This window comes from Priestia sp. 53B2, assembly GCF_056099005.1.
This window is the reverse complement of the sequence record NZ_JBLZXA010000030.1, coordinates 37,464-58,051: the sequence shown is the minus strand read 5'-3', so window position 1 is coordinate 58,051 and position 20,588 is coordinate 37,464. Positions and strand designations below refer to the sequence as shown.

Below are 20,588 nucleotides of genomic sequence, written 5' to 3'. Positions count from 1 at the left end.
AATAAGATGACGCGGCTGGAAATGCTCATATATCGCATTCAAGATGCGCTTAGTCTTACAACATATTGAGTAATAACCAAACTAGTAGGAGTATATTCTCCTTATATGGTAAGATAAAACAGGAACAGTGCAAGAGGAGGTAGAATCATGCTAGTATCGAAGAAAGAAATCGAAGTGCGCTATGCAGAAACCGATCAGATGGGCGTTGTGTATCATGCTAACTATTTAGTATGGATGGAAATAGGTCGAACGCAGTTTATTAGTGATTTAGGTTTTAGCTATGCACAAATGGAAAGAGACGGTGTGCTGTCGCCAGTTATTGATATACAGGCTTCATATAAAAAGCCGCTTCATTATGGCGAGACAGCTGTAGTACATACTTGGGTTGAGAACTATGACGGTCTACGCGTTGTGTACGGCTACGAAATTTTTAATTCAAATGAAGAACTTGCGTTAACAGGAACATCGTCACACGTATGTGTGAAAAAAGAAAACTTTAAGCCTATTTCGATTCGCCGTAATTATCCGGAATGGCATAAAGCCTATGAAGATGCCAAAAAGCAGGGTTAATCGCAAGAATAAAAAGCATCGATAAATCGATGCTTTTTTTCTTACGCTTCGTAATGAAAGTCAGGTTCTTTTGTTTCCTCATTATAATTTACGGTTAAATCATGACCATCAAAGTACCAAAGGTCTTCATCTTCTACGAAGAATGTTAAACCGTCAACTTTTGTTTCAACGCCAATGTTTTTAGGAGAATCTGTGTTTACACCTAAAGAAAAACCTTTTTGAACGTTGCTGCATCCGCCGTAGCGAACAAAAAAGCGAATTGTTTCGTTTCCTTCTAGCATCATTTCATCTTTGTACCACGTAGCTGCTGCTTCTGTTACTGTTAATTTCATTAATTATGCTCCTTCCAATACTGCGGATACATTTATTATAGTAGAAAGGTAGATAAATTACCAATATATACGAATCCAGCTAGGAAGGAATGAGATAAAATAAAACGATTTAATATAGAGGTGAAGGCTTCATTTCTATATTAAATCGTTTCATTCTTTCATTTGAAATCATATTGTTTTCCAATGGTTTCCCAGCAGTGAACGCAGTAGCGGCTTCCTTCTAGCTGTGAATCCATTTTCTTATTTCGTTTGCAAATAGGGCATTTTTTCTTCACATCATTCACCTCCTTATTTTAGTATCAGTATAACTAATAAACAAGAAATGTATTCGCTTACAAAGTGGTTATAAAAAAGAAATAAGAGGAAGATCCTCTTATTTCTTTTTACCTGACAAAAATGTGACTTTCGGTTCTGTTTTGTTAAGAATTCGCGTAATGTTTGCGCGGTGTCTGTAAATGACAAAGGCTACAATTAAACCGATAATCATAACAAGCATGTAGTCTTGCTTAAACAGCGTGTAGATAAAGGTTAATACCCCAGTAATCATTGATGACAGTGATACATATTTCGTTATGTATAAGCAGATAAAAAAACATAATAGTACGAAAGCAAATAAAAGAGGTTCATAACATAAAATCACTCCGGCGGATGTGGCAACAGCTTTCCCGCCTTTAAATTTCGCGAAAATAGGAAAAATATGACCAATGACAGCAAATAAACCAATGAAGAGAATGTTTTGATTCGTATCAAATAAAAGCGGTAAAGAAGCTGCTAGGGTTCCTTTTAGAATGTCTCCAAGCGTAACGATAATTCCGGCTTTTACACCCAATGTACGAAAGGAGTTGGTGCCGCCTAAATTGCCGCTTCCATGCTCTCGTATATCGATGCCGTATCCTAGTTTTCCAACAACTAGTCCAAAAGGAATAGAGCCCAAGATATAGGCAAGAATAGGTAATAAATAATTCATGTTTGAAAGCTCCTTTATTTCTATATCGTTTCTATTTTACCATGAGATACTTAAAAAAACATAGCTAGTTTTGGGTGAGAGACAATTATTTTAAAAAAAGAAGACGTTTACAAAAATAGAGAAAACGGGTACTATATGCAGGAAATCAACTGTAAATCACGAATGTTGTTCAGTACATATTATATAGCTAAGAGAGGTAATAGACATGTCCATTAAAATTCCTTCCCGTCAAGAGCTTGGTAAAATATTAAAAAAAAGCAAGCGCATTGCTGTAGTAGGTTTATCAGATAACCCTCATCGAACGTCTTATATGGTTTCAGAAGCCATGCAGAAGCAAGGTTACGAGATTATTCCGGTGAACCCGACAATCAACTCAGCGCTCGGCGTAAAAGCCGTATCTTCATTAAAAGAAATTGAAGGGCATATTGATATCGTTAATGTATTTCGTCGCTCTGAGCATTTGCTTGAAGTTGCAGAAGAGTTTTTAGAAGTAGATGCAGACGTATTTTGGGCACAATCTGGTTTAATTAATGAAGAAGCATATGACCTGCTCGCTAAAAAAGGGTATACTGTAGTTATGGATCGTTGTATAAAAGTTGAGCATGCTTTAACAAAGTAAGATCTATAAGCAGAACAACCAACCCATGCACACTGCTTGCATGGGTTTCACCATGCGTTGAAATAGTAAGAGCGTTTCCGCTACAATAGACGTTAGGCAGCTAGCTTTATAATGCTTATAATCCATGAATACACAAGATATTGCTTTTATAATACGGAAATTTGTGCTAAAATCTTGTAAGTACGCAAAAATAGAAACATACGTTCTGTTGATGCGAACACTATAAAATTAAAAGATAGGATACATGATCATTTATTCTTAGACACGAAGCGCAAACGTTTGTGTTTCATACATAATGTAGTAATGTTCGTTGTGATGAAAGGGGTAGTATGAATGGCTCGTAAACAACAATTTAATTATAATGAAGATGCAATTCAAGTACTAGAAGGATTAGATGCCGTTCGTAAACGTCCTGGTATGTATATTGGAAGTACGGATACACGAGGTCTGCATCATTTAGTATATGAAATCGTCGATAACTCTGTCGATGAAGCTCTAGCAGGCTACGGAGAAGAAATTATTGTAACTATTCACAAAGATAATTCAATTTCTGTACAAGATAAAGGTCGAGGTATGCCAACGGGCATGCATAAACTAGGAAAACCAACGCCTGAAGTTATTTTAACCATCTTGCATGCAGGAGGTAAATTCGGACAGGGTGGATATAAAACAAGCGGAGGCTTACACGGAGTAGGTGCATCTGTTGTAAATGCGCTGTCTGAATGGTTGACTGTAACCATTCATAGAGATGGATTTATTTATGAACAGCGTTTTGAAAATGGAGGAAAACCGGTTACGACGCTAGAAAAAATAGGAAAAACGAAAAAAACGGGAACAACGATTCATTTCAAACCGGATGCCACGATTTTTTCAACAACTGTGTATAATTATGATACGCTTTGTGAACGGCTCCGCGAATCGGCTTTTCTGTTAAAAGGATTCAAAATAGAGTTAATCGATAAAAGACATGATCGTCACGATATCTTTCATTATGAAACAGGTATTCAAGCCTTCGTTTCATATTTAAATGAAGAAAAAGATTCACTTCATCCAGTCGTCTTTTTTGAAGGGATTCATCATAATATTGAAGTTGAATTTGCTTTTCAATTTAACGATGGTTATTCTGAAACCATTTTATCATTTGTTAATAATGTTCGTACCAAAGATGGTGGAACGCATGAGTCCGGTGCAAAAAGCGCTATGACGCGTGCATTTAATGAATACGCCCGTAAAGTAAGCCTGCTAAAAGAAAAAGATAAAAACTTAGAAGGAACGGATATACGAGAAGGATTAGGAGCCATCGTTTCCGTTAGAATACCTGAAGAGTTGCTTCAATTTGAAGGACAAACAAAAGGAAAGTTAGGTACAAGTGAAGCTCGTTCGTCGGTAGATGCAGTTATTTCTGAAAAACTTGCCTATTTCCTAGAAGAGAATCCAGACGTAAGCTCTCTTCTTGTAAAAAAAGCAATCAAAGCTGCTCAAGCGCGTGAAGCAGCGCGAAAGGCGAGAGAAGACGCAAGAAACGGGAAGAAACGAAAGCGTCAAGAAACCGTTCTAAGCGGGAAGTTAACGCCTGCGCAATCAAGAAATCCTCAGCGAAACGAACTGTACTTAGTCGAAGGGGATTCCGCTGGAGGTTCAGCAAAACAAGGAAGGGATCGTCGCTTTCAAGCTGTGCTGCCACTGCGAGGGAAGGTTATCAATACCGAAAAAGCCAAGCTTCAAGATATTTTTAAAAACGAAGAAATTAGTACGATCATCCACGCGATAGGCGGAGGAGTAGGAGCAGATTTCACCATCGATGATATTAACTACGATAAAATAGTCATCATGACCGATGCGGATACGGATGGCGCTCATATTCAAGTGCTTCTTCTAACGTTCTTCTACCGCTATATGAAACCGCTTGTGGAAGCAGGAAAAGTATTTATTGCTCTTCCACCGCTCTACAAAGTAAGTAAAGGGTCAGGTAAAAAAGAAGTGGTTGAATATTCATGGAGTGACGAAGAATTGCAAGGTGCTATCGATAAGGTAGGAAGAGGGTATATGATTCAACGCTATAAAGGTCTCGGTGAAATGAACGCAGATCAGCTTTGGGAAACAACAATGAACCCAGAGACGCGTACGCTGATTCGTGTTCGTATTGATGATGCTGCTCGCGCTGATCGTCGTGTGACCACTTTGATGGGCGATAAAGTAGAACCTCGCAGAAAATGGATTGAAAGCAACGTAGCGTTTGGATTAGAAGAAGATCCAAATATTTTAGATAATGAAAATGTATTAACGGTCGCAGAGGAGGACGTACAATGACACAAACAGAACGCTTTTTAGATTTACCTCTTGAGGATGTACTAGGCGACCGTTTTGGTCGATACAGTAAATATATTATTCAAGAGCGTGCACTGCCGGATGCAAGAGACGGGTTAAAACCCGTTCAGCGCCGTATTTTATATGCAATGCACGCAGATGGAAATACAGCAGAAAAAGGATTTCGCAAGTCAGCCAAAACTGTAGGGAACGTAATTGGTAACTATCACCCTCATGGTGATTCATCTGTATATGAGGCCATGGTTCGAATGAGTCAAGAATGGAAAGTTAGAAATGTATTAATCGAAATGCATGGAAACAACGGAAGTATTGATGGAGATCCCCCAGCAGCAATGCGTTATACAGAAGCTCGCCTTTCATCGATTGCTGCAGAACTTCTACGAGATATTGACAAACAAACGGTTGAGTTTGTGTCTAACTTCGATGATACAAGCAGCGAACCAACTGTGTTACCAGCTATGTTTCCTAACTTGCTAGTGAATGGATCCACGGGTATTTCAGCTGGTTATGCTACAGAACTTCCTCCTCATCATTTAGGTGAAGTAATTGACGCAACGATCATGCGAATTGATAAACCAACGTGTACAATTGAAGAGTTAATGACGGCTATTCAAGGTCCTGATTTTCCTACGGGAGGAATCATTCAAGGGGTAGACGGGATTAAGAAAGCCTACGAGACAGGTAAAGGGAAAATTATTATTCGCGGAAAAACGGAAGTGGAGTCCATTCGCGGCGGAAAACAGCAAATTGTCATTACGGAAATTCCGTTTGAAGTAAACAAAGCCAACCTTGTTAAGAAAATGGATGAGCTTCGTTTAGATAAAAAAGTGGAAGGCATTGCTGAAGTTCGCGATGAAACGGATCGTACCGGTTTGCGCATCGTAGTAGAACTAAAAAAAGATGCAAATGCTCAAGGAGTACTTCACTATCTTTATAAAAATACGGATCTGCAAGTACCTTATAATTTTAACATGGTTGCTATTGCTAAAAAGCGACCAAAGCTTATGAGCTTGGCTAACATTCTTGATGCTTATATTGATCATCAAAAAGAAGTGGTAACAAATCGTTCTAAATATGAACTGCAAAAAGCACGTGAACGTGAACATATTGTAGCGGGATTGATTAAGGCACTGTCGATTTTAGATGAAGTTATTGCGACGATTAGAGCTTCTAAAGATAAGCGCGACGCTAAAAATAATTTAATTGCCAAATATGAATTTACAGAACCTCAAGCAGAGGCGATTGTGTCGCTTCAATTATACCGTTTGACAAACACGGACATCACAGCTCTACAAGCGGAAGCTGAAGAGCTAGGTGCTAAAATCAACGAGTTAGAAGAAATCTTACATAGCGAGAAAAAACTTTTTAATGTAATCAAAAAAGAATTACGCCGTGTAAAAAAGCAATACAGTACAGAACGCCGCTCAAAAATTGAAGCGGAAATCGAAGAAATTAAGATTAATCTAGAAGTGATGGTTCCATCTGAAGAAGTGATGGTGACAGTCACAAAAGACGGATACGTAAAACGAACAAGCCTTCGTTCTTATGCCGCGTCTAACGGGCAAGACTTCGGTATGAAAGATACGGACCGAATTTTAGCGAAGTATGAAATTAATACAACCGAAACGCTGCTCATCTTCACAAACAAAGGGAATTATTTATATATGCCAGTGCACGAACTTCCTGATATCAGGTGGAAAGACATGGGGCAGCATATCATGAACATTGTTCCAATTGATAAAGAAGAGCAAATTGTACGGGCAATACCGGTGGAAGAATTTAAAGAAAATCAGTATCTGCTTTTCTTTACGAAAAATGGTATGGTCAAAAAATCAGAATTACTTCAATATAAAGCACAGCGCTACTCTAAAGCTCTTGTCGCCGTTAATTTAAAAGGCGATGATAAAGTAATCGATGTATATCAAACGGATGGTAAAAAACAAGTGTTTATTGCCACTCGCTCTGGCTACGGACTGCGTTTCCGGGAAGAAGAAATCAATATTGTAGGAACTCGCGCTTCTGGTGTGAAAGGAATTAACTTGAAAGACGATGATTATGTTGTAAGCGGCGCTATCTTCGATGAAGATGAAGCTCTATCAACTGAATTATTTATCGCCACGCAGCGAGGAGCTGTGAAAAAGACAAAAATTACTGAGTTTGAAGAATCAGCACGAGCGAAACGAGGGCTAGTGATGGTCCGAGAACTAAAATCTAATCCGCATCAAATTGCAAAAGTAAAAGTAATCTCTAAAGAACATTACATGATAGTGGAATCATCTAAAGGTCAAATCGAGCAGGTTGATCCATCTACAATGCGAGCTAGCGACCGATATAGCAACGGTTCATTCGTATTGGACCAAAGTGAAGCTGGCAATTTAGTTGACGTGTGGCTGGAAGAAAAATAATAAAAAAAGTAGTAAAGCTCTTAAAGCTTTACTACTTTTTTTTGTTTAATACTTTTAAATTAAACTATGTTCTAAATAAACAATATAAAAAACCTCCCTACTTCTTATCCCAAATAAGCATCATACACCTCCTACACAAGCCTCTAAGAAACTTTTGAATGTTCCAATTGTCCTAAACATATATATAAAAGAACATCTAGGAGGTGTTATAGATGAACTATTTTATTCACGTAACTCCTAAGACTAAACTTTTTGTTCGGGATATTGGAAAAGGGGAATCCGTTCTTTTCCTTCACGGGTGGCCTGTTAACGCTAAAATGTACGAATACCAATTTACAACGTTGCCGGCCCGCGGTATTCGATGTATCGCTCCTGATCTTCGCGGATTCGGAAAATCAGATGCGCCTTTCACCGGCTATTCTTATAATCAATTAGCAGATGATATTCGCATGTTAGTAGAAAGACTGGAGCTTAAAAATTATACGCTCGTAGGCTTTTCTATGGGGGGAGCCATTGCCATACGATATATGAGCAGACATTTAGGATATGGCGTGAAGAAGTTAATTCTATTAGGAGCAGCGGCTCCAAGCTTTATTCAAAAAACTGATTTTCCATATGGACTTCCTTCTGAAGAAGTAAATACAATTATTCAAAATACGTATAGAGATCGTCCTAACATGCTTGAAGAATTTGGGGAAAAGTTTTTTAATCAGCCTACCAGCTCAGCTTTTAGAGGGTGGTTTCAAGATTTAGGTTTAGAGGCATCTGGTCATGGAACGATTAAAACTGCGGTGTCTTTACGAGACGAAGACTTACGGGAAGATTTGAGTCAAATTTTCGCTGAGACATATATATTACACGGAAAAAAAGATCAAATTTGTCCATTTGATCTTGCAAAATTTATGAATCGTCATATTTCATTTTCTACACTTCTTCCATTTGAAAATAGTGGACACGGTCTTTTTTATGATGACCGTGAGAAAGTAAATGACACTCTTATTGAACTCATCGCTAAAAGCTCAGCCTATAAGTAAGGATATACATTTAAAACCGAATTGGCAGCCAAATAAAAAAAGTAAAAAACCGGCACCTAACGTAATGAAGCGAAGAAGCTTAGGCGTGATAAATTTTCTTGTAAAATGAATGCTGCTGGCAATATTTAAATTCCAAAGAAGGATGCCAAAGATAATAAAGAAACTGTGAAAAAAGACAGATAGCCACGTTTGACTTTGGAGGCTTTCGCTTAAGCTTGACCCAAATACACCAAACCAAAACACAATATTTAAAGGGTTCATAAGAGCAATGAAGAAACCTGTAAAAAACGATTTATCTTTTTTAATAGAGGGTTTTATTTACATCTACTGAAAAGGAACGAGAAACAGCTTGTTTCATACTTTGAAAGCCAACAAATGTGAGCATGACAAAACCAGTTGCATACAGGGCAACAGTAACAGCCTGCATCTGAACAAAAGGCGTTAGCCCTATTAAAATGAGGAGCATAAATAAAATATCGGCCGTCATGCCTCCTAAACCAACTAGCCAAGAAGCCCAAAATCCTTTTATCAGCCCTTTTTTAATCATCTCTATATTAATTGGACCTACCGGTGCTGCGAGACTAATACCTAGAATTATTTGTTTTATAGCAATCAAAAACCACTCCACAAACACAGCCTCCTTTCTAACTTGTCCAATAGTAGCTTATATATATAGATTAGAGTTTTATAATTTAGAAGCGGCATTTAGTTAAAAATGCTCATAAACTTTCTTTTCTTTAATACACATGTAACGTTGAGTTCCATAAGGAGGGTTTTAATGGCATCAAAAATGCTTTTTCGAGCTAATGAGATTTTAGAGTCAACGCATGTCCCGTTTTGGGGAAAAGATGCTTTTCAATATTTCCAAAGCGATATATTATCAGAAGAAAATCCATTTCCTTGTATATTAGGGGTAGAAGGCTTTAAAAAAGATTTACTGCGTTTTTCATTTGTGACTACTTCTTATAACTACCAAGATATTAGGAATGCAGCTTCGGCACTTAGAGAATACATAGATACGTTCAAGACCATAGGTCGCTATACATCCTTTGTGTTATTCTTTAAGCCTGAACATAAAGAACGATCAATGGAAGAGTACGAAACAATGTTTTGGGATACGCTGACATTTCTTCATCAAATTGATCAAAAGAAATGGCCGCAAGACATTCCAAAAGATCCAAAAGATCCATTATGGGAATTTTGCTTTCACGGAGAACCTATTTTTGTCGTCTGTAATACGCCTGCTCATTCTTTGCGTAAAAGTCGTAAGAGCAGAGGATTTATGATTACATTTCAGCCTCGGTGGGTGTTTGAAGGTATGACAGGAGATTCAAAAATAGGACGGCACGTACAAAAGGTGGTCCGCGATCGGTTAAAAACATATGATGACGTATCAGCTCACCCTGAGTTAGGATGGTATGGACAGCAGGAAAACCGAGAGTGGAAGCAATATTTTTTCCACGATGATAACAACTATACTACCGGACAGTGTCCGTTTAAATTAAAAAGGAGTGAGCAGCATGGATGTAAAAAAAGCCTCTATTAAAAAAGGAGTTGGCGGAAAGTTTGAAGAAGTAATTAAAGAACTGCTTCCGGCGTATACTGGATACGTTGAAGTACAGCACGATATTGCTTTTCAAACGCACCCATCTCATACCCATCCAACTGATGAAATTCTTCATATACTTGAAGGATCTATTTACTTTACAGTTGAACGTGATACGGTTCTATGTCAGGCAGGAGATCGGGTACATTTACCGAAACAAACGGTTCATTCTTCAAAAGCCGGTCCTGATGGGTGCACATACGTTATTTCCATTTTAAAATAAAGATGAAAGAAGATGATGCTTATGCTACGTTCCCGGCCAGTGCTGCTGCTTATCGATGTACAAGAAGGGTTTTATTCACCACAGTGGGGGGAAAGAAACAATCTAGATGCAGAAAAACATATGCTGACGCTACTCCAAGCATGGAGGCGCCAAGATTATCCTGTCATTCACGTACAGCATGCATCCGAAAATCCAAATTCTCCTTTACACCCAAGTTCGAAGGGGTTTCAGTTCAAAGAAGGATTTGGTCCACAAGAAGACGAATACTTAATTCGCAAACACGTGAACAGCTGCTTCATTGGAACAGAGCTAGACAGTTATTTAAAAGCAAATGGCTACGATACGCTTATCTTAATAGGATTAACTACTAATCACTGCGTCTCTACGACTGCCCGCATGGCTGGAAATCTAGGGTACAGGACGTACGTTGTAAACGATGCAACAGCTTGCTTTGATTGTATGTCCTACGATGGAAAAACAAGGCTTCCTGCAGAAGATGTACATACATTCGCACTGTCTTCTTTGCATGAGGAGTTTGCAACGGTCGTTTCTACAAAAGAGACACTTCAAGTTCTTCAAACCTTTCAATATGCTCAAAATCATAACTGATGTGCATGTGCACATCGGTTTTTTATGTAGATTATGTTTATTAAAAGAAGTAAAATAAAGATAATTCTATACTATAAGGAGTTTGTACATATGATCATTCGTTATGCTAAAGAAGAAGATTTACCTATGCTTGTTGAAATTTATAACCAGTCTGTTCAAGCAAGTGCTGCTACTTTTGATTTAACGCCTGTAACAGTAGAGCAAAGAAGGAGCTGGTTTGATAATCACATTAGCAATGAACTTTTTCCGCTTATTGTTGCGGAAAAAGATGGGGTAGTAGCGGGCTATGCTTCGCTTTCTTCTTATCGAGATAAAGAAGCGTACATTCAAACGGTAGAGCTATCGATTTATATTGATAAAAACCAGCAGGGGCATGGCATTGGAAAACAGCTTATGAAGTGTATTTTGGAATTAGCTAAAGAACTCAACCACCACGTTGTCATTTCAGGGATTACAAAAGGGAATGATATCAGTGTCAAAATGCATGAGCAATTTAATTTTACATTTTGCGGAGAATTTAAAGAAGTAGGCTGGAAATTTAATCAGTGGCAAGATGTGCTTTTTTATCAGCTTATTTTATAAGATGTATGACACCTTTACACATTGTAACGTTTTAGTTTCATGTGTAAAGGTTATTAAAATAATAAGTCGTTTTATTATTTTAATACGAAAGGTGTTAGCTATCATGAATACACATTTTCAATATCAGCATCTAAGAGCTATTCCAAAAAGATGGTCCAAAAACGAACTGCATATCCAGCTGAATAGAATCAAACACAACTCTGAACTATCTACTATAGCAGCAGATCCGCTTTTTCATCTGTTAGAATGTACCCATTCGGGCCTTCAAACTAAACAAGAAATCATAGACTACATTCAAAGCATTCCTACTCATCAACTTCCATCTTTTGTAACCCATTTAAGCAGGTTAATTCAGCATATTTATTATATAGAAGCTGCTGATTACTGTAATCGTCCCCTCAAAGGTTATATGCTTGTTATGAAAAATCAGCCCGCATATATATCTCTTCATTTTGCTGATCAGATCACATAAAAAAAGCTCTCTATTCTTTTGAATAGAGAGCTTTTTTTATTCGTATTTTTTCACTGTTACTTGGCATTCTTTTAACGGAATAAGTTTTGACTTTTTCGTCCATTTGTATCCTAACCAAACAATTAAGAATAAAGGAAGTCCGATATAAGAAACAAGTACACCGTACCAGTCAATCGAATCACCCATAAACGCCGAATAGTTTTGACCTAAAATAACAACAGCACATAAAATAAAGGCAAAGATAGGACCAAACGGGAAAAGTTTTGCGTGATATGGAAGTTCGCTCAAATCATGACCTTGGGCAACAAATGCTCTTCTAAAACGATAGTGGCTGATTGCAATTCCTAACCAAGCAATAAAACCAGACATACCAGAAGCGTTAAGTAACCACGTGTATACTGCACCGTCTCCAAAAAATGAAGCACCAAATGCAAGTGTACCGACAAGTGCCGTTGCGATTAAAGCATTAACCGGAACGCCTCGTTTATTTACTTTTGCTAAGAACCTTGGTGCTTTTCCATCTTTCGCTAAGTTCCACAGCATACGCGTAGAAGCATACATACCTGAGTTACCAGCAGATAAAACGGCTGTTAAAATAACGGCATTGATAGCCGATGCTGCAAACGCCAGACCTGATCGTTCGAATATTAGAGTAAACGGACTTACCCGCACATCATCACTTGCTAATGAATCCGCTGTGTATGGAATAAGCATCCCAATAACAAAAATAGCTAAAATATAAAATAACAAGATGCGCCAGAAGACTTGTTTAACTGCGCGAGGAACCGTTTTTTCCGGATCTTCACTTTCTCCAGCTGCGACTCCAAGCAACTCTGTTCCTTGGAATGAAAAACCAGCAGCCATAAAAATACCTAGGACAGTAAAGAATCCACCGTGAATGGGTCCATCACCAAGCGTGAAGTTTTTAAAACCTGGTGCTTCATTGTTAAAGATACCAAAAATCATCATAATACCAATAACTAAAAAGATGATAACCGTTACTACTTTAATTAACGAAAACCAAAATTCAGATTCACCAAATCCTTTTACAGAAAGGTAGTTAAGCCCAAACATAATTAATAAAAACAGGGCACTCCATAAAATAGAAGAAGAGTTTGGGAACCAAAATTTCATAATAAGGGCTCCAGCGGATAATTCAGCTGCAATCGTAATAGCCCAGTTATACCAATAGTTCCAGCCGAGAGCGAAACCAAAGGATGGATCTACAAACCGAGACGCATACGTACTAAACGAACCAGCTTCAGGCATATAAGCTGCGAGCTCCGCCAGGCTGGTCATCAAAAAGTAAACCATGACACCAATGATAGCGTAAGCTAAAAGCGCTCCCCCTGGTCCTGCTGTGTGAATTGCTCCACCACTTGCTAGGAATAAGCCTGTTCCAATGGCTCCTCCTAATGAAATCATCGTTAAGTGGCGAGATTTCAACCCACGTTTTAATTCTTGCTGCTCTTGCATAGATAAATACTCCTTTCGAATGTACGGAAAGAGACGGGATAACATAAAAAAAGCCCGCAGTATATGTGCGCGCTTTTAAATCTGAAAACCGCGTCAGCCTTCCGTGAAGATAGCTCTTCACATCACTTGCATGATGTGACAGTTCTGTTCCTGTTCGGAGACAGCCCCAGCTTAAATCAACCGAGAAGTGATCTAAACTTCGGCAATTTTTCCTTTCAAGCAACATCCTCAATGTTCTCTGCATTTCCGTTGCTTTACTATTAAAAACTGCGACCTCTACCTCATCGATTAGGATGAGGGTTTTTTATATTCATTTGACATAAAAGAAGTATACCAAATACTAAAACGATTGTCATTATAAAAAATAGATTCAGAAAATAGAAACATCTTTGAAACCTCTCGAATCTATTTTGTTACATATGGTATAATGAATGTTGTCATAATACTACATAAATATCCGAACGTACCACAGGGGGAGCCGCCGTGCTGAGAGTGAACAAATTGTTCAGACCCTTCGAACCTGTTAGTTAACGCTAGCGTAGGAATGTGGAAATAGTAGCATATATTTGCTTACTCCTGTGTAAACCGTTTGATATGAATGATTCAAAAAACAGGAGTGAGAAACGTGAATAAAGCATTACCTTTACAGGCTAAAATTGAAATAGCCATTTTTGCAGCATTGGCACTTCTACTTGATCTTTTGCCTTCCATTAAGATTGCAACGGCTGTGAGTATTTCGTTCTCCATGGTGCCCATTTTTATTATGTGCTTTCGCTGGGGAGTAAAAGGCGGAGCTCTATCTGGTCTATTATGGGGGCTGCTGCAGTTGGCAACAGGAACGGCTTATATTTTAACAGCGCTACAAACGTTTATTGAATATATTGTGGCTTTTGCTTTTATAGGTTTTGGAGGTATTTTTTCGCAATCTATTAAAATAAATTTAGCTAACAATAACAGATCAAAAGCTTTTGTTTTGATTGTTTTATCCCTTGTTATCGGCAGCTTCGCACGGTATTTCTGGCACTTTATTGCGGGTATTATTTTCTGGGGATCATACGCGCCAAAGGGCATGTCCGCTCTATGGTATTCTTTTTCAATGAACGGGATTTCAATGGTAGGGTCACTAATAGCCTGCTTAGTCATTCTTTCATTGTTAATTCCATCGGCATCAAGAATGATTGTAACTAAATCACACTCATCATAAGCAAAAAGACTAAATCTACCAAGATTTAGTCTTTTTTGTCATTTGTCACCTTTGTTTACACAAAGTGTGTCAGGTTTGATAACATAGTTAGTGAAATATTCAAAAAATTGTTTTATGATAATCACCATATTCAAACGAGATAAGGGATTGATAGCATGCTACAGAAATGGATAACGAGCATAGGTTTAGATATTGGAACAAGCACAACAAAACTGATTGTAAGCAAGCTGTTAATAGCAAATCAACAAAATCAGTTTACGCTGCCAGGCTGTCAAATTATTGATCGTCGCGTAACGTATGCAAGTTCTATCTATACCACCCCTATGCTAAACGATGTTGAAATCGATGTTCAAAGATTAACGGTACTACTAGAACAAGAGTATAAGAATGCAGGAATCTCCTTAGATCAAGTGGAGGCAGGCGCTGTGATCATTACAGGAGAAACGGCTAGAAAGCAAAATGCAGAAAGTATCGTTCACTATCTAGCCGAACATGCTGGGGATTTTGTTGTTGCAACAGCCGGCGCTGACTTGGAAGGAATATTAGCAGCAAAAGGATCAGGAGCAATTCAACGTTCCGCTGAAACCAATGCAGTAATTGCCAATATTGATGTAGGGGGAGGAACTGCTAACATCGCTTTATGTCAAAATGGAAAAGTGATAGAAACGTTTACACTGCATGTGGGGGGAAGGTTAATTCGTCTGAATTCAGACGGTTTTGTAACCTACATTTCACCTTATTTAACTGAATTTTTAAAAAATAATTCTTTAATACTGCGAGAAGGTGAAAAAGAAACATTTGAAAAGCTCTCGTCTATCTGTCAATTACTAGCTGAAGAAACCGTGAATTATGTAAAAGCGCTGAATCAAAGTTCCTCGCTGCTCGTTTCTCCTCATACAAGATCTTCTATACCTCCTGAAACGATCATGGTTTCAGGAGGAGTAGGAGCAATGATGAAGAAACAAAAGCCAAAAACAGTGAAGGAAGTGGCCATACACGGAGACGTTGGTCCGCTTCTAGCATATCATTTTCAATCCATCCAAGTATCTCAAGCCGCTGAGACAACGCGCGCTACTGTAATTGGGGCTGGTATGCAAAATACAGAAGTTAGCGGATCAACCGTATACATTGGGTCGAAGCGGCTGCCACTAAAAAATATTCCCATTATAGAAATACCCGTTCAGCAAGAGGAGACATGGAATCCGCAGCTGTTTCAAGAAAGAGCTCGAGCTTCATGTATGCAGGCTTCAACTATTTTCAGTGCAGAAGATCCCCCCGCTGCTATTGCTTTATCTCATTTTCCTTACTGCAGCTATAAGATGCTTCAAGAATTAGCAAAAGTAATAAGCGCTGAATTTATTGCTTGTTTTAAGGGAGCTAAGTGCCTAGTTGTTCTATGCGAGCAAGATATTGCAAAAGCTTTAGGACAAGCATTAGCTAAACAGAGGAAAGAGTTAGAAATTATTTGTTTAGATCAAATTGATTTTACACACGGAGATTACATTGATCTAGGTTTACCAGTAGCTGGAGAAGCGATCTCCGTTTCCGTTAAAACGCTCGCTTTTTCATCATAATCTACTAAATATACAAGGAGGAAACGATGTTTAAAACTACACGATTGTTAGGAGAAACATTTTCATTTTATAGCTTAAAAGAAATCATGGCCAAAGCAAACGAAGAGCGTTCTGGAGATCAGCTCGCAGGAGTTAGCGCTGAGTCAATGAAAGAACGAATGGCAGCAAAGCAAGTCCTAGCTGATATCACACTTGCTGATATTCGAAATTACCCGCTGCTCAGCGCAGATGAAGACAACGTCTCAGCATTAATCGAAAGTCAGATTGATTCATCGGTTTACGACATTATTAAAAATTGGACAGTAGGGGATTTAAGAGAATATATATTATCCGATCAGCATAGCGGAGAAGACCTTCTTGCACTTAGCAAAGGATTAAGCAGCGAAATGATTGCGGCAGCTACTAAAATTATGTCCAATTTAGATTTAATTCAAGGAGCTGCCAAAATAGAAGTGCAAACTACTTGCCAAACGACTATCGGCCAAAAAGGAGTATTGGCTTCTAGAGCCCAGCCTAACCATCCTTCAGATAACTTAAAAGGAATGAGAGCATCTCTATACGAAGCGTTAAGCTATGGAATTGGAGATGCGGTTATCGGAATTAACCCTGTTATTGATACAACAGATAATATCTACGCGCTTTTAAATGAAACAAAAAATATAATCAACGAATGGTCAATTCCTACTCAAAACTGTGTATTATCACATGTGACGAGTCAGATGAGAGCAATCGAAAAAGGAGCATCTGCTGACTTGATTTTTCAAAGTTTAGCGGGCACAGAAGCCGGTAATGATTCATTTGGCATTTCACTGTCTATGCTTGATGAAGCGACAGCGCTAATTCATGAAAAAGGAACGGCAAAAGGTCCAAACCGCTGGTATTTTGAAACAGGACAAGGTTCTGAACTGTCAGCAGAAGCTCACTATAATATTGATCAAGTAACGCTCGAAGCTAGATGCTACGGATTAGCTCGGCACTACAAGCCTTTCTTAGTTAATACAGTTGTTGGATTTATTGGACCTGAATATTTATATAACAGCAAACAAGTTCTACGAGCTGGGTTAGAAGATCATTTTATGGGCAAAATGCATGGCCTGCCTATGGGAGTAGACGTATGTTACACCAACCACATGGATGCTGATCAAAATGACATGGATAATTTAAGTATGCTTCTGGGAACAGCTGGAGTGAACTTTGTTATAGGAGTGCCCATGGCTGATGACTGCATGCTAAACTACCAGTCTCTTAGTTATCATGATATCGCAACCGTACGCAATGTGTTAGGCCGTACCCCAACGCCGTTATTTCAAAAGTGGCTTGAAGACCAGCGTATTTTGGAAAACGGATGCTTTACATCAAGAGCTGGAGATCCAACTATTTTTATGAATTTGATTTAAGGAAGGTGCTTACTATGATACCAAAGTCAAATCGAGATCCGCTGGAAACACTTAAACAATTTACGCCTGCCCGCATAGGTGTCGGCCGTACAGGAACAAGGCCGTTAACAAAAGACGTTTTATCTTTTCGCACGGATCATGCTGCAGCCGTAGATTCTGTATATGGAGCAGTTTCAGAAGATATTTTAGCTGAGTTTAACCTTTTCTCTGTGAATACACGCGTGGAGTCAAAAGAACATTATTTAAAACGGCCGGATCAAGGAAGATTATTAGCAGATAACGCTAAGAAAGAAATTTTTAAAAACTGCGTACAGCAGCCTGATGTACAAGTAGTAGTCTCGGATGGACTGAGCGCCAAGGCAATCGAAGAAAACATAAGCGACGTGTATCCAGCTCTAATCGACTCCCTGCAGTCATATGGACTTCGTATCGGGACTTCATTTTTTGTAAAAGGGGGACGAGTTGCGTGTATGGATGAAATAGGCGAGATCATAAAGCCAAAAGCACTTGTGCTATTGATTGGGGAGCGACCTGGACTGGTCAGTGCTGAATCAATGAGTGCTTACATGTGCTATGAACCTAGCAAAGGCAAAAAAGAGTCTGATCGTATGGTTATTTCTAATATTCATAAAAGAGGGACGCCTCCTATTGAGGCAGCCGCACATATCGGTACCATGATTGACAAAATGATCAAGCAGCAAACAAGCGGTGTACATCTTATTGTCTAAACATCAAAAGGAGGAGAACGTATGGCGTTACAAAAACAATTAAAACCTATTCATTTATGGGCTATTTCAGTTGGTATGGTTATTTCAGGACAATACTTTGGGTGGAATTACGGGTTTGAACAAGGCGGAATTATCGGACTTGCAATTGCAACCTTAATTGTAACCGTGTTTTACACAACGTTTATGTTCAGTTATGCAGAGCTTTCAACATCTATCCCGCAAGCCGGCGGACCTTCAGCTTATGCAAGAAGAGCACTTGGACCTTTTGGGGGATATATCGCAGGAATCGCATGCTTGCTTGAATTTATTTTTGCTCCCCCTGCTATTGCAGTGTCAACAGGAGCATACCTGCATTTTCTCATTCCAGCTGTTAACCCTGTATACGCAACGGTAGGTGCCTTTATTTTCTTTGTTTTATTAAATTTAATCGGGGTAAAAGAAGTAGCGGTGATTGAGCTTACAGCTACCATTGTTGCACTAATTGGTTTATCTATTTTTTATGTAGCTGGTTTGCCTCATGTACAAACATCGAATATTTTTAATGATCATTCATTTATTAACGGGCCAACAGGGGTACTAGCAGCTATTCCATTCGCTGTTTGGTTTTATCTGGCAATAGAAGGAGGAGCAATGGCAGCGGAAGAAGTGGAAAATCCTAAGAAAAACATTCCTAAAGGATTTATTGGAGCGATTATTACTCTAGCAACCGCAACGTTGTTTACACTATTTGTAACAGCAGGACTTGGCGGAGGAAGCGGGAAGCTAGCCGATTATCCACTTCCACAGGCACTGTCTTCTGTATACGGAAACGGCATTTCAACCGTTGTTGCTATTATCGGGCTATTCGGCTTGATTGCTAGCTTAAATGGAATCATCATGGGATTTTCAAGACAAACCTATGCGCTTGCACGAGATGGTTACTTCCCTAAATTTCTTGCTAAAACGAATAAAAAAGGAGTTCCTGTCGGCGGTTTGTTGATTCCGGGAGCAATCGGCGTGATTTGTGCGGGATCTGCAACATTTGCCAATGCACTTATTATCTTATCCGTTTTCGGAGCAATGATGATGTACTGCATCAGTTTAGTTTCTCTTTTTATTTTACGTAAAAAAGAACCTAATCTATCCCGTCCTTTTAAAGTGAAATACCCGGTAGTGCCAAGCGTGGCCTTAGTATTAGGGATTCTATGCTTGTACAGCATCATAAAATACAGTGTGCTTACAACAAGTTTAATGCTATTTGGCGTTTCTCTACCTTTAATTTATGTGATTCTTGGAATTTTCCTTCTTTCAATTATTTACTATGTCTTTTATGGTTCTAGACAGCTCAAAAAAGAAGCAGCCAATTCGTATCAAGAAGCATCCATTAAATAGGAGAAAAAACGGCTCGCTGTAAAGGCAAGCCGTTTTTCTTGTGAAATTAAAGGGTTGAGCGTTTTTTTGTAGAATGATATACTAGGTCTGTTTGTTGGAAGAATATACATACATTTATATTAGATAAAGAAGGGGCAATTATGATGAACAAACGTAATACAATCATTATCACGGTTGTTTCATCTATTCTGTTATCAGCCTGTCAGCAAGAAGAAACATTAAAAGACGGAAATACAATGATAGTAGAAAAAGATGCAAAAAAAGTACTAAATGAACCAAAAACACAGGTGGAAAGCATTCAATCGATTGATTTAAATAAAGAAGCAATGAGCGGGAAATTTATTACAGCCTGGATGACTGATTACTTTTCAGCGTTTGGGAAAGCAGTGGATCAAAACTCCTTTGATGATCTAAAGGCTTTTTTGAAAGCGGACAGTTCTTTTTATAAAGAGCAGAATCTTCTTGTTGAAAATTTCACACGCCAAGGCATCGAGCAGAAGAAGCAAACGTTTCATATTGTCAATTGGTATGAAGAACCTAACCATATGTTCAAAATACAAACCCACGAGGAAAGCTTATTAAAGCAGCCAGGTAAAGATCCTTATACTAAAATTTGTGACCGCCTTTATACAGCCGTTTATCAAAACGATACGTTAAAGTTATCGAGTGTAGAACCATTTGACTTTTCATCTAAACCAAATGCAAGCACTGAAACTCCCACTACACAAACAACAGATTTACACGACTACGATGGAAAATGGACCACTGGCAATGATAACGGATCTCCTATCATTCAATTTCTTGCTACATCCAACTCGGAAGCAACGATTAAAATAAATTCGTACCAGCCACCTAGCAAAATCCGCGTGTCAACCGTTGAACAAAAAAATATTCGCTTTGAAAATAACCAAGCAGCCATTAAATATGAAAATGATGGACAAGGAAATAAAGGAACAATTGTCATTACGCTCAAAGAAAATTCCATCTCATTGCTTGCTAAAACAGATCAAAATAAAAAGGCAAAGTGGGGAATTCCAAGCGGTGATTACGTGCTCGATACGTTTGAGAATTAAAGATCATTTTTAAAAACA

19 protein-coding genes, 1 pseudogene and 2 riboswitches are annotated in these 20,588 nt (G+C 38.5%); of the genes and pseudogenes, 16 read left to right on the top strand and 4 right to left on the bottom strand.

Going from position 1 to position 20,588, the window contains the following annotated elements; genetic code table 11:
* Positions 1–147: 147 nt before the first annotated feature.
* The gene (locus ACN6NE_RS24865; RefSeq protein ID WP_028408348.1) at positions 148–570 is read left to right on the top strand and encodes an acyl-CoA thioesterase; all 423 of its coding nucleotides are present in this window, start codon (positions 148–150) and stop codon (positions 568–570) included.
* 41 nt (positions 571–611) lie between these two features.
* Here the strand turns inward: ACN6NE_RS24865 and ACN6NE_RS24860 are convergent, their stop codons facing one another.
* Together ACN6NE_RS24860 and plsY are read right to left on the bottom strand one after the other, a co-directional pair.
* A complete protein-coding gene (locus ACN6NE_RS24860; RefSeq protein WP_129709608.1) occupies positions 612–902 on the bottom strand; it encodes a HesB/YadR/YfhF family protein in 291 nt (96 codons plus the stop codon).
* Between the two features lie 373 nt (positions 903–1,275).
* Positions 1,276–1,869, bottom strand: coding sequence for a glycerol-3-phosphate 1-O-acyltransferase PlsY (gene plsY, locus ACN6NE_RS24855; protein WP_474327964.1), 594 nt, complete (start codon positions 1,867–1,869; stop codon positions 1,276–1,278).
* Positions 1,870–2,074: 205 nt separating this feature from the next.
* Between plsY and ACN6NE_RS24850 the strand changes: the two genes are divergently transcribed.
* The 4 genes from ACN6NE_RS24850 (at position 2,075) to ACN6NE_RS24835 (ending at position 8,255) form a co-directional block, all read left to right on the top strand.
* Positions 2,075–2,488, top strand: a complete 414-nt coding sequence (locus tag ACN6NE_RS24850; protein ID WP_129709606.1) for a CoA-binding protein — start codon at positions 2,075–2,077, stop codon at positions 2,486–2,488.
* A 333-nt stretch (positions 2,489–2,821) separates the two neighbouring features.
* On the top strand, positions 2,822–4,798 hold the full coding sequence (parE, locus tag ACN6NE_RS24845; RefSeq protein ID WP_013057241.1) for a DNA topoisomerase IV subunit B: 1,977 nt from the start codon (positions 2,822–2,824) through the stop codon (positions 4,796–4,798).
* Positions 4,795–7,221 carry a DNA topoisomerase IV subunit A gene (gene parC / locus ACN6NE_RS24840; protein ID WP_474327961.1) on the top strand — a complete coding sequence of 809 codons (2,427 nt, stop codon included), beginning with the start codon at positions 4,795–4,797 and terminating at the stop codon, positions 7,219–7,221. Before parE ends, parC begins: the two co-directional genes overlap by 4 nt.
* A gap of 212 nt (positions 7,222–7,433) precedes the next feature.
* Positions 7,434–8,255 carry an alpha/beta fold hydrolase gene (locus ACN6NE_RS24835; RefSeq protein ID WP_129709602.1) on the top strand — a complete coding sequence of 274 codons (822 nt, stop codon included), beginning with the start codon at positions 7,434–7,436 and terminating at the stop codon, positions 8,253–8,255.
* Here the strand turns inward: ACN6NE_RS24835 and ACN6NE_RS24830 are convergent.
* Positions 8,241–8,883 (bottom strand): annotated as a pseudogene (locus ACN6NE_RS24830) (LysE family transporter). The gene ACN6NE_RS24835 and the pseudogene ACN6NE_RS24830 sit on opposite strands and share 15 nt — an antisense overlap.
* 150 nt (positions 8,884–9,033) lie before the next feature.
* Here ACN6NE_RS24830 and ACN6NE_RS24825 point away from each other — a divergent pair.
* The 5 genes from ACN6NE_RS24825 (at position 9,034) to ACN6NE_RS24805 (ending at position 11,747) form a co-directional block, all read left to right on the top strand.
* The gene (locus ACN6NE_RS24825) at positions 9,034–9,801 is read left to right on the top strand and encodes a YqcI/YcgG family protein (RefSeq protein ID WP_129709600.1); all 768 of its coding nucleotides are present in this window, start codon (positions 9,034–9,036) and stop codon (positions 9,799–9,801) included.
* Positions 9,776–10,084 (top strand): cupin domain-containing protein, encoded by a 309-nt coding sequence (locus ACN6NE_RS24820; protein ID WP_129709598.1) that lies wholly within the window; start codon positions 9,776–9,778, stop codon positions 10,082–10,084. Before ACN6NE_RS24825 ends, ACN6NE_RS24820 begins: the two co-directional genes overlap by 26 nt.
* Positions 10,085–10,105: 21 nt before the next feature.
* Positions 10,106–10,693, top strand: a complete 588-nt coding sequence (locus ACN6NE_RS24815; RefSeq protein WP_474327959.1) for a cysteine hydrolase family protein — start codon at positions 10,106–10,108, stop codon at positions 10,691–10,693.
* 90 nt (positions 10,694–10,783) lie between these two features.
* The gene (locus ACN6NE_RS24810) at positions 10,784–11,275 is read left to right on the top strand and encodes a GNAT family N-acetyltransferase (RefSeq protein ID WP_129709594.1); all 492 of its coding nucleotides are present in this window, start codon (positions 10,784–10,786) and stop codon (positions 11,273–11,275) included.
* Between the two features lie 103 nt (positions 11,276–11,378).
* Positions 11,379–11,747 carry a hypothetical protein gene (locus ACN6NE_RS24805; RefSeq protein WP_474327957.1) on the top strand — a complete coding sequence of 123 codons (369 nt, stop codon included), beginning with the start codon at positions 11,379–11,381 and terminating at the stop codon, positions 11,745–11,747.
* Positions 11,748–11,783: 36 nt separating this feature from the next.
* On the opposite strand, the gene ACN6NE_RS24800 is transcribed toward ACN6NE_RS24805, so the two are convergent.
* Positions 11,784–13,223 carry an amino acid permease gene (locus tag ACN6NE_RS24800; protein ID WP_474327955.1) on the bottom strand — a complete coding sequence of 480 codons (1,440 nt, stop codon included), beginning with the start codon at positions 13,221–13,223 and terminating at the stop codon, positions 11,784–11,786.
* Between the two features lie 102 nt (positions 13,224–13,325).
* Positions 13,326–13,510: riboswitch (Lysine riboswitch) on the bottom strand.
* A 174-nt stretch (positions 13,511–13,684) separates the two neighbouring features.
* Positions 13,685–13,785: riboswitch (TPP riboswitch) on the top strand.
* A gap of 63 nt (positions 13,786–13,848) precedes the next feature.
* Between ACN6NE_RS24800 and thiT the strand changes: the two genes are divergently transcribed.
* The 6 genes from thiT to ACN6NE_RS24770 all read left to right on the top strand — a co-directional run bounded on the left by thiT (position 13,849) and on the right by ACN6NE_RS24770 (position 20,570).
* Complete coding sequence (gene thiT, locus ACN6NE_RS24795; protein WP_474327953.1) at positions 13,849–14,427, top strand: energy-coupled thiamine transporter ThiT; 579 nt, start codon at positions 13,849–13,851, stop codon at positions 14,425–14,427.
* Positions 14,428–14,582: 155 nt separating this feature from the next.
* Positions 14,583–16,001 carry an ethanolamine ammonia-lyase reactivating factor EutA gene (locus tag ACN6NE_RS24790; RefSeq protein ID WP_129709586.1) on the top strand — a complete coding sequence of 473 codons (1,419 nt, stop codon included), beginning with the start codon at positions 14,583–14,585 and terminating at the stop codon, positions 15,999–16,001.
* 26 nt (positions 16,002–16,027) lie between these two features.
* Complete coding sequence (locus ACN6NE_RS24785; protein WP_129709584.1) at positions 16,028–17,398, top strand: ethanolamine ammonia-lyase subunit EutB; 1,371 nt, start codon at positions 16,028–16,030, stop codon at positions 17,396–17,398.
* Between the two features lie 14 nt (positions 17,399–17,412).
* On the top strand, positions 17,413–18,126 hold the full coding sequence (gene eutC / locus ACN6NE_RS24780; RefSeq protein WP_116071989.1) for an ethanolamine ammonia-lyase subunit EutC: 714 nt from the start codon (positions 17,413–17,415) through the stop codon (positions 18,124–18,126).
* A gap of 21 nt (positions 18,127–18,147) precedes the next feature.
* On the top strand, positions 18,148–19,497 hold the full coding sequence (gene eat / locus ACN6NE_RS24775; protein ID WP_129709580.1) for an ethanolamine permease: 1,350 nt from the start codon (positions 18,148–18,150) through the stop codon (positions 19,495–19,497).
* Between the two features lie 140 nt (positions 19,498–19,637).
* A complete protein-coding gene (locus ACN6NE_RS24770) occupies positions 19,638–20,570 on the top strand; it encodes a TcaA NTF2-like domain-containing protein (RefSeq protein WP_129709578.1) in 933 nt (310 codons plus the stop codon).
* Positions 20,571–20,588: the final 18 nt, after the last annotated feature.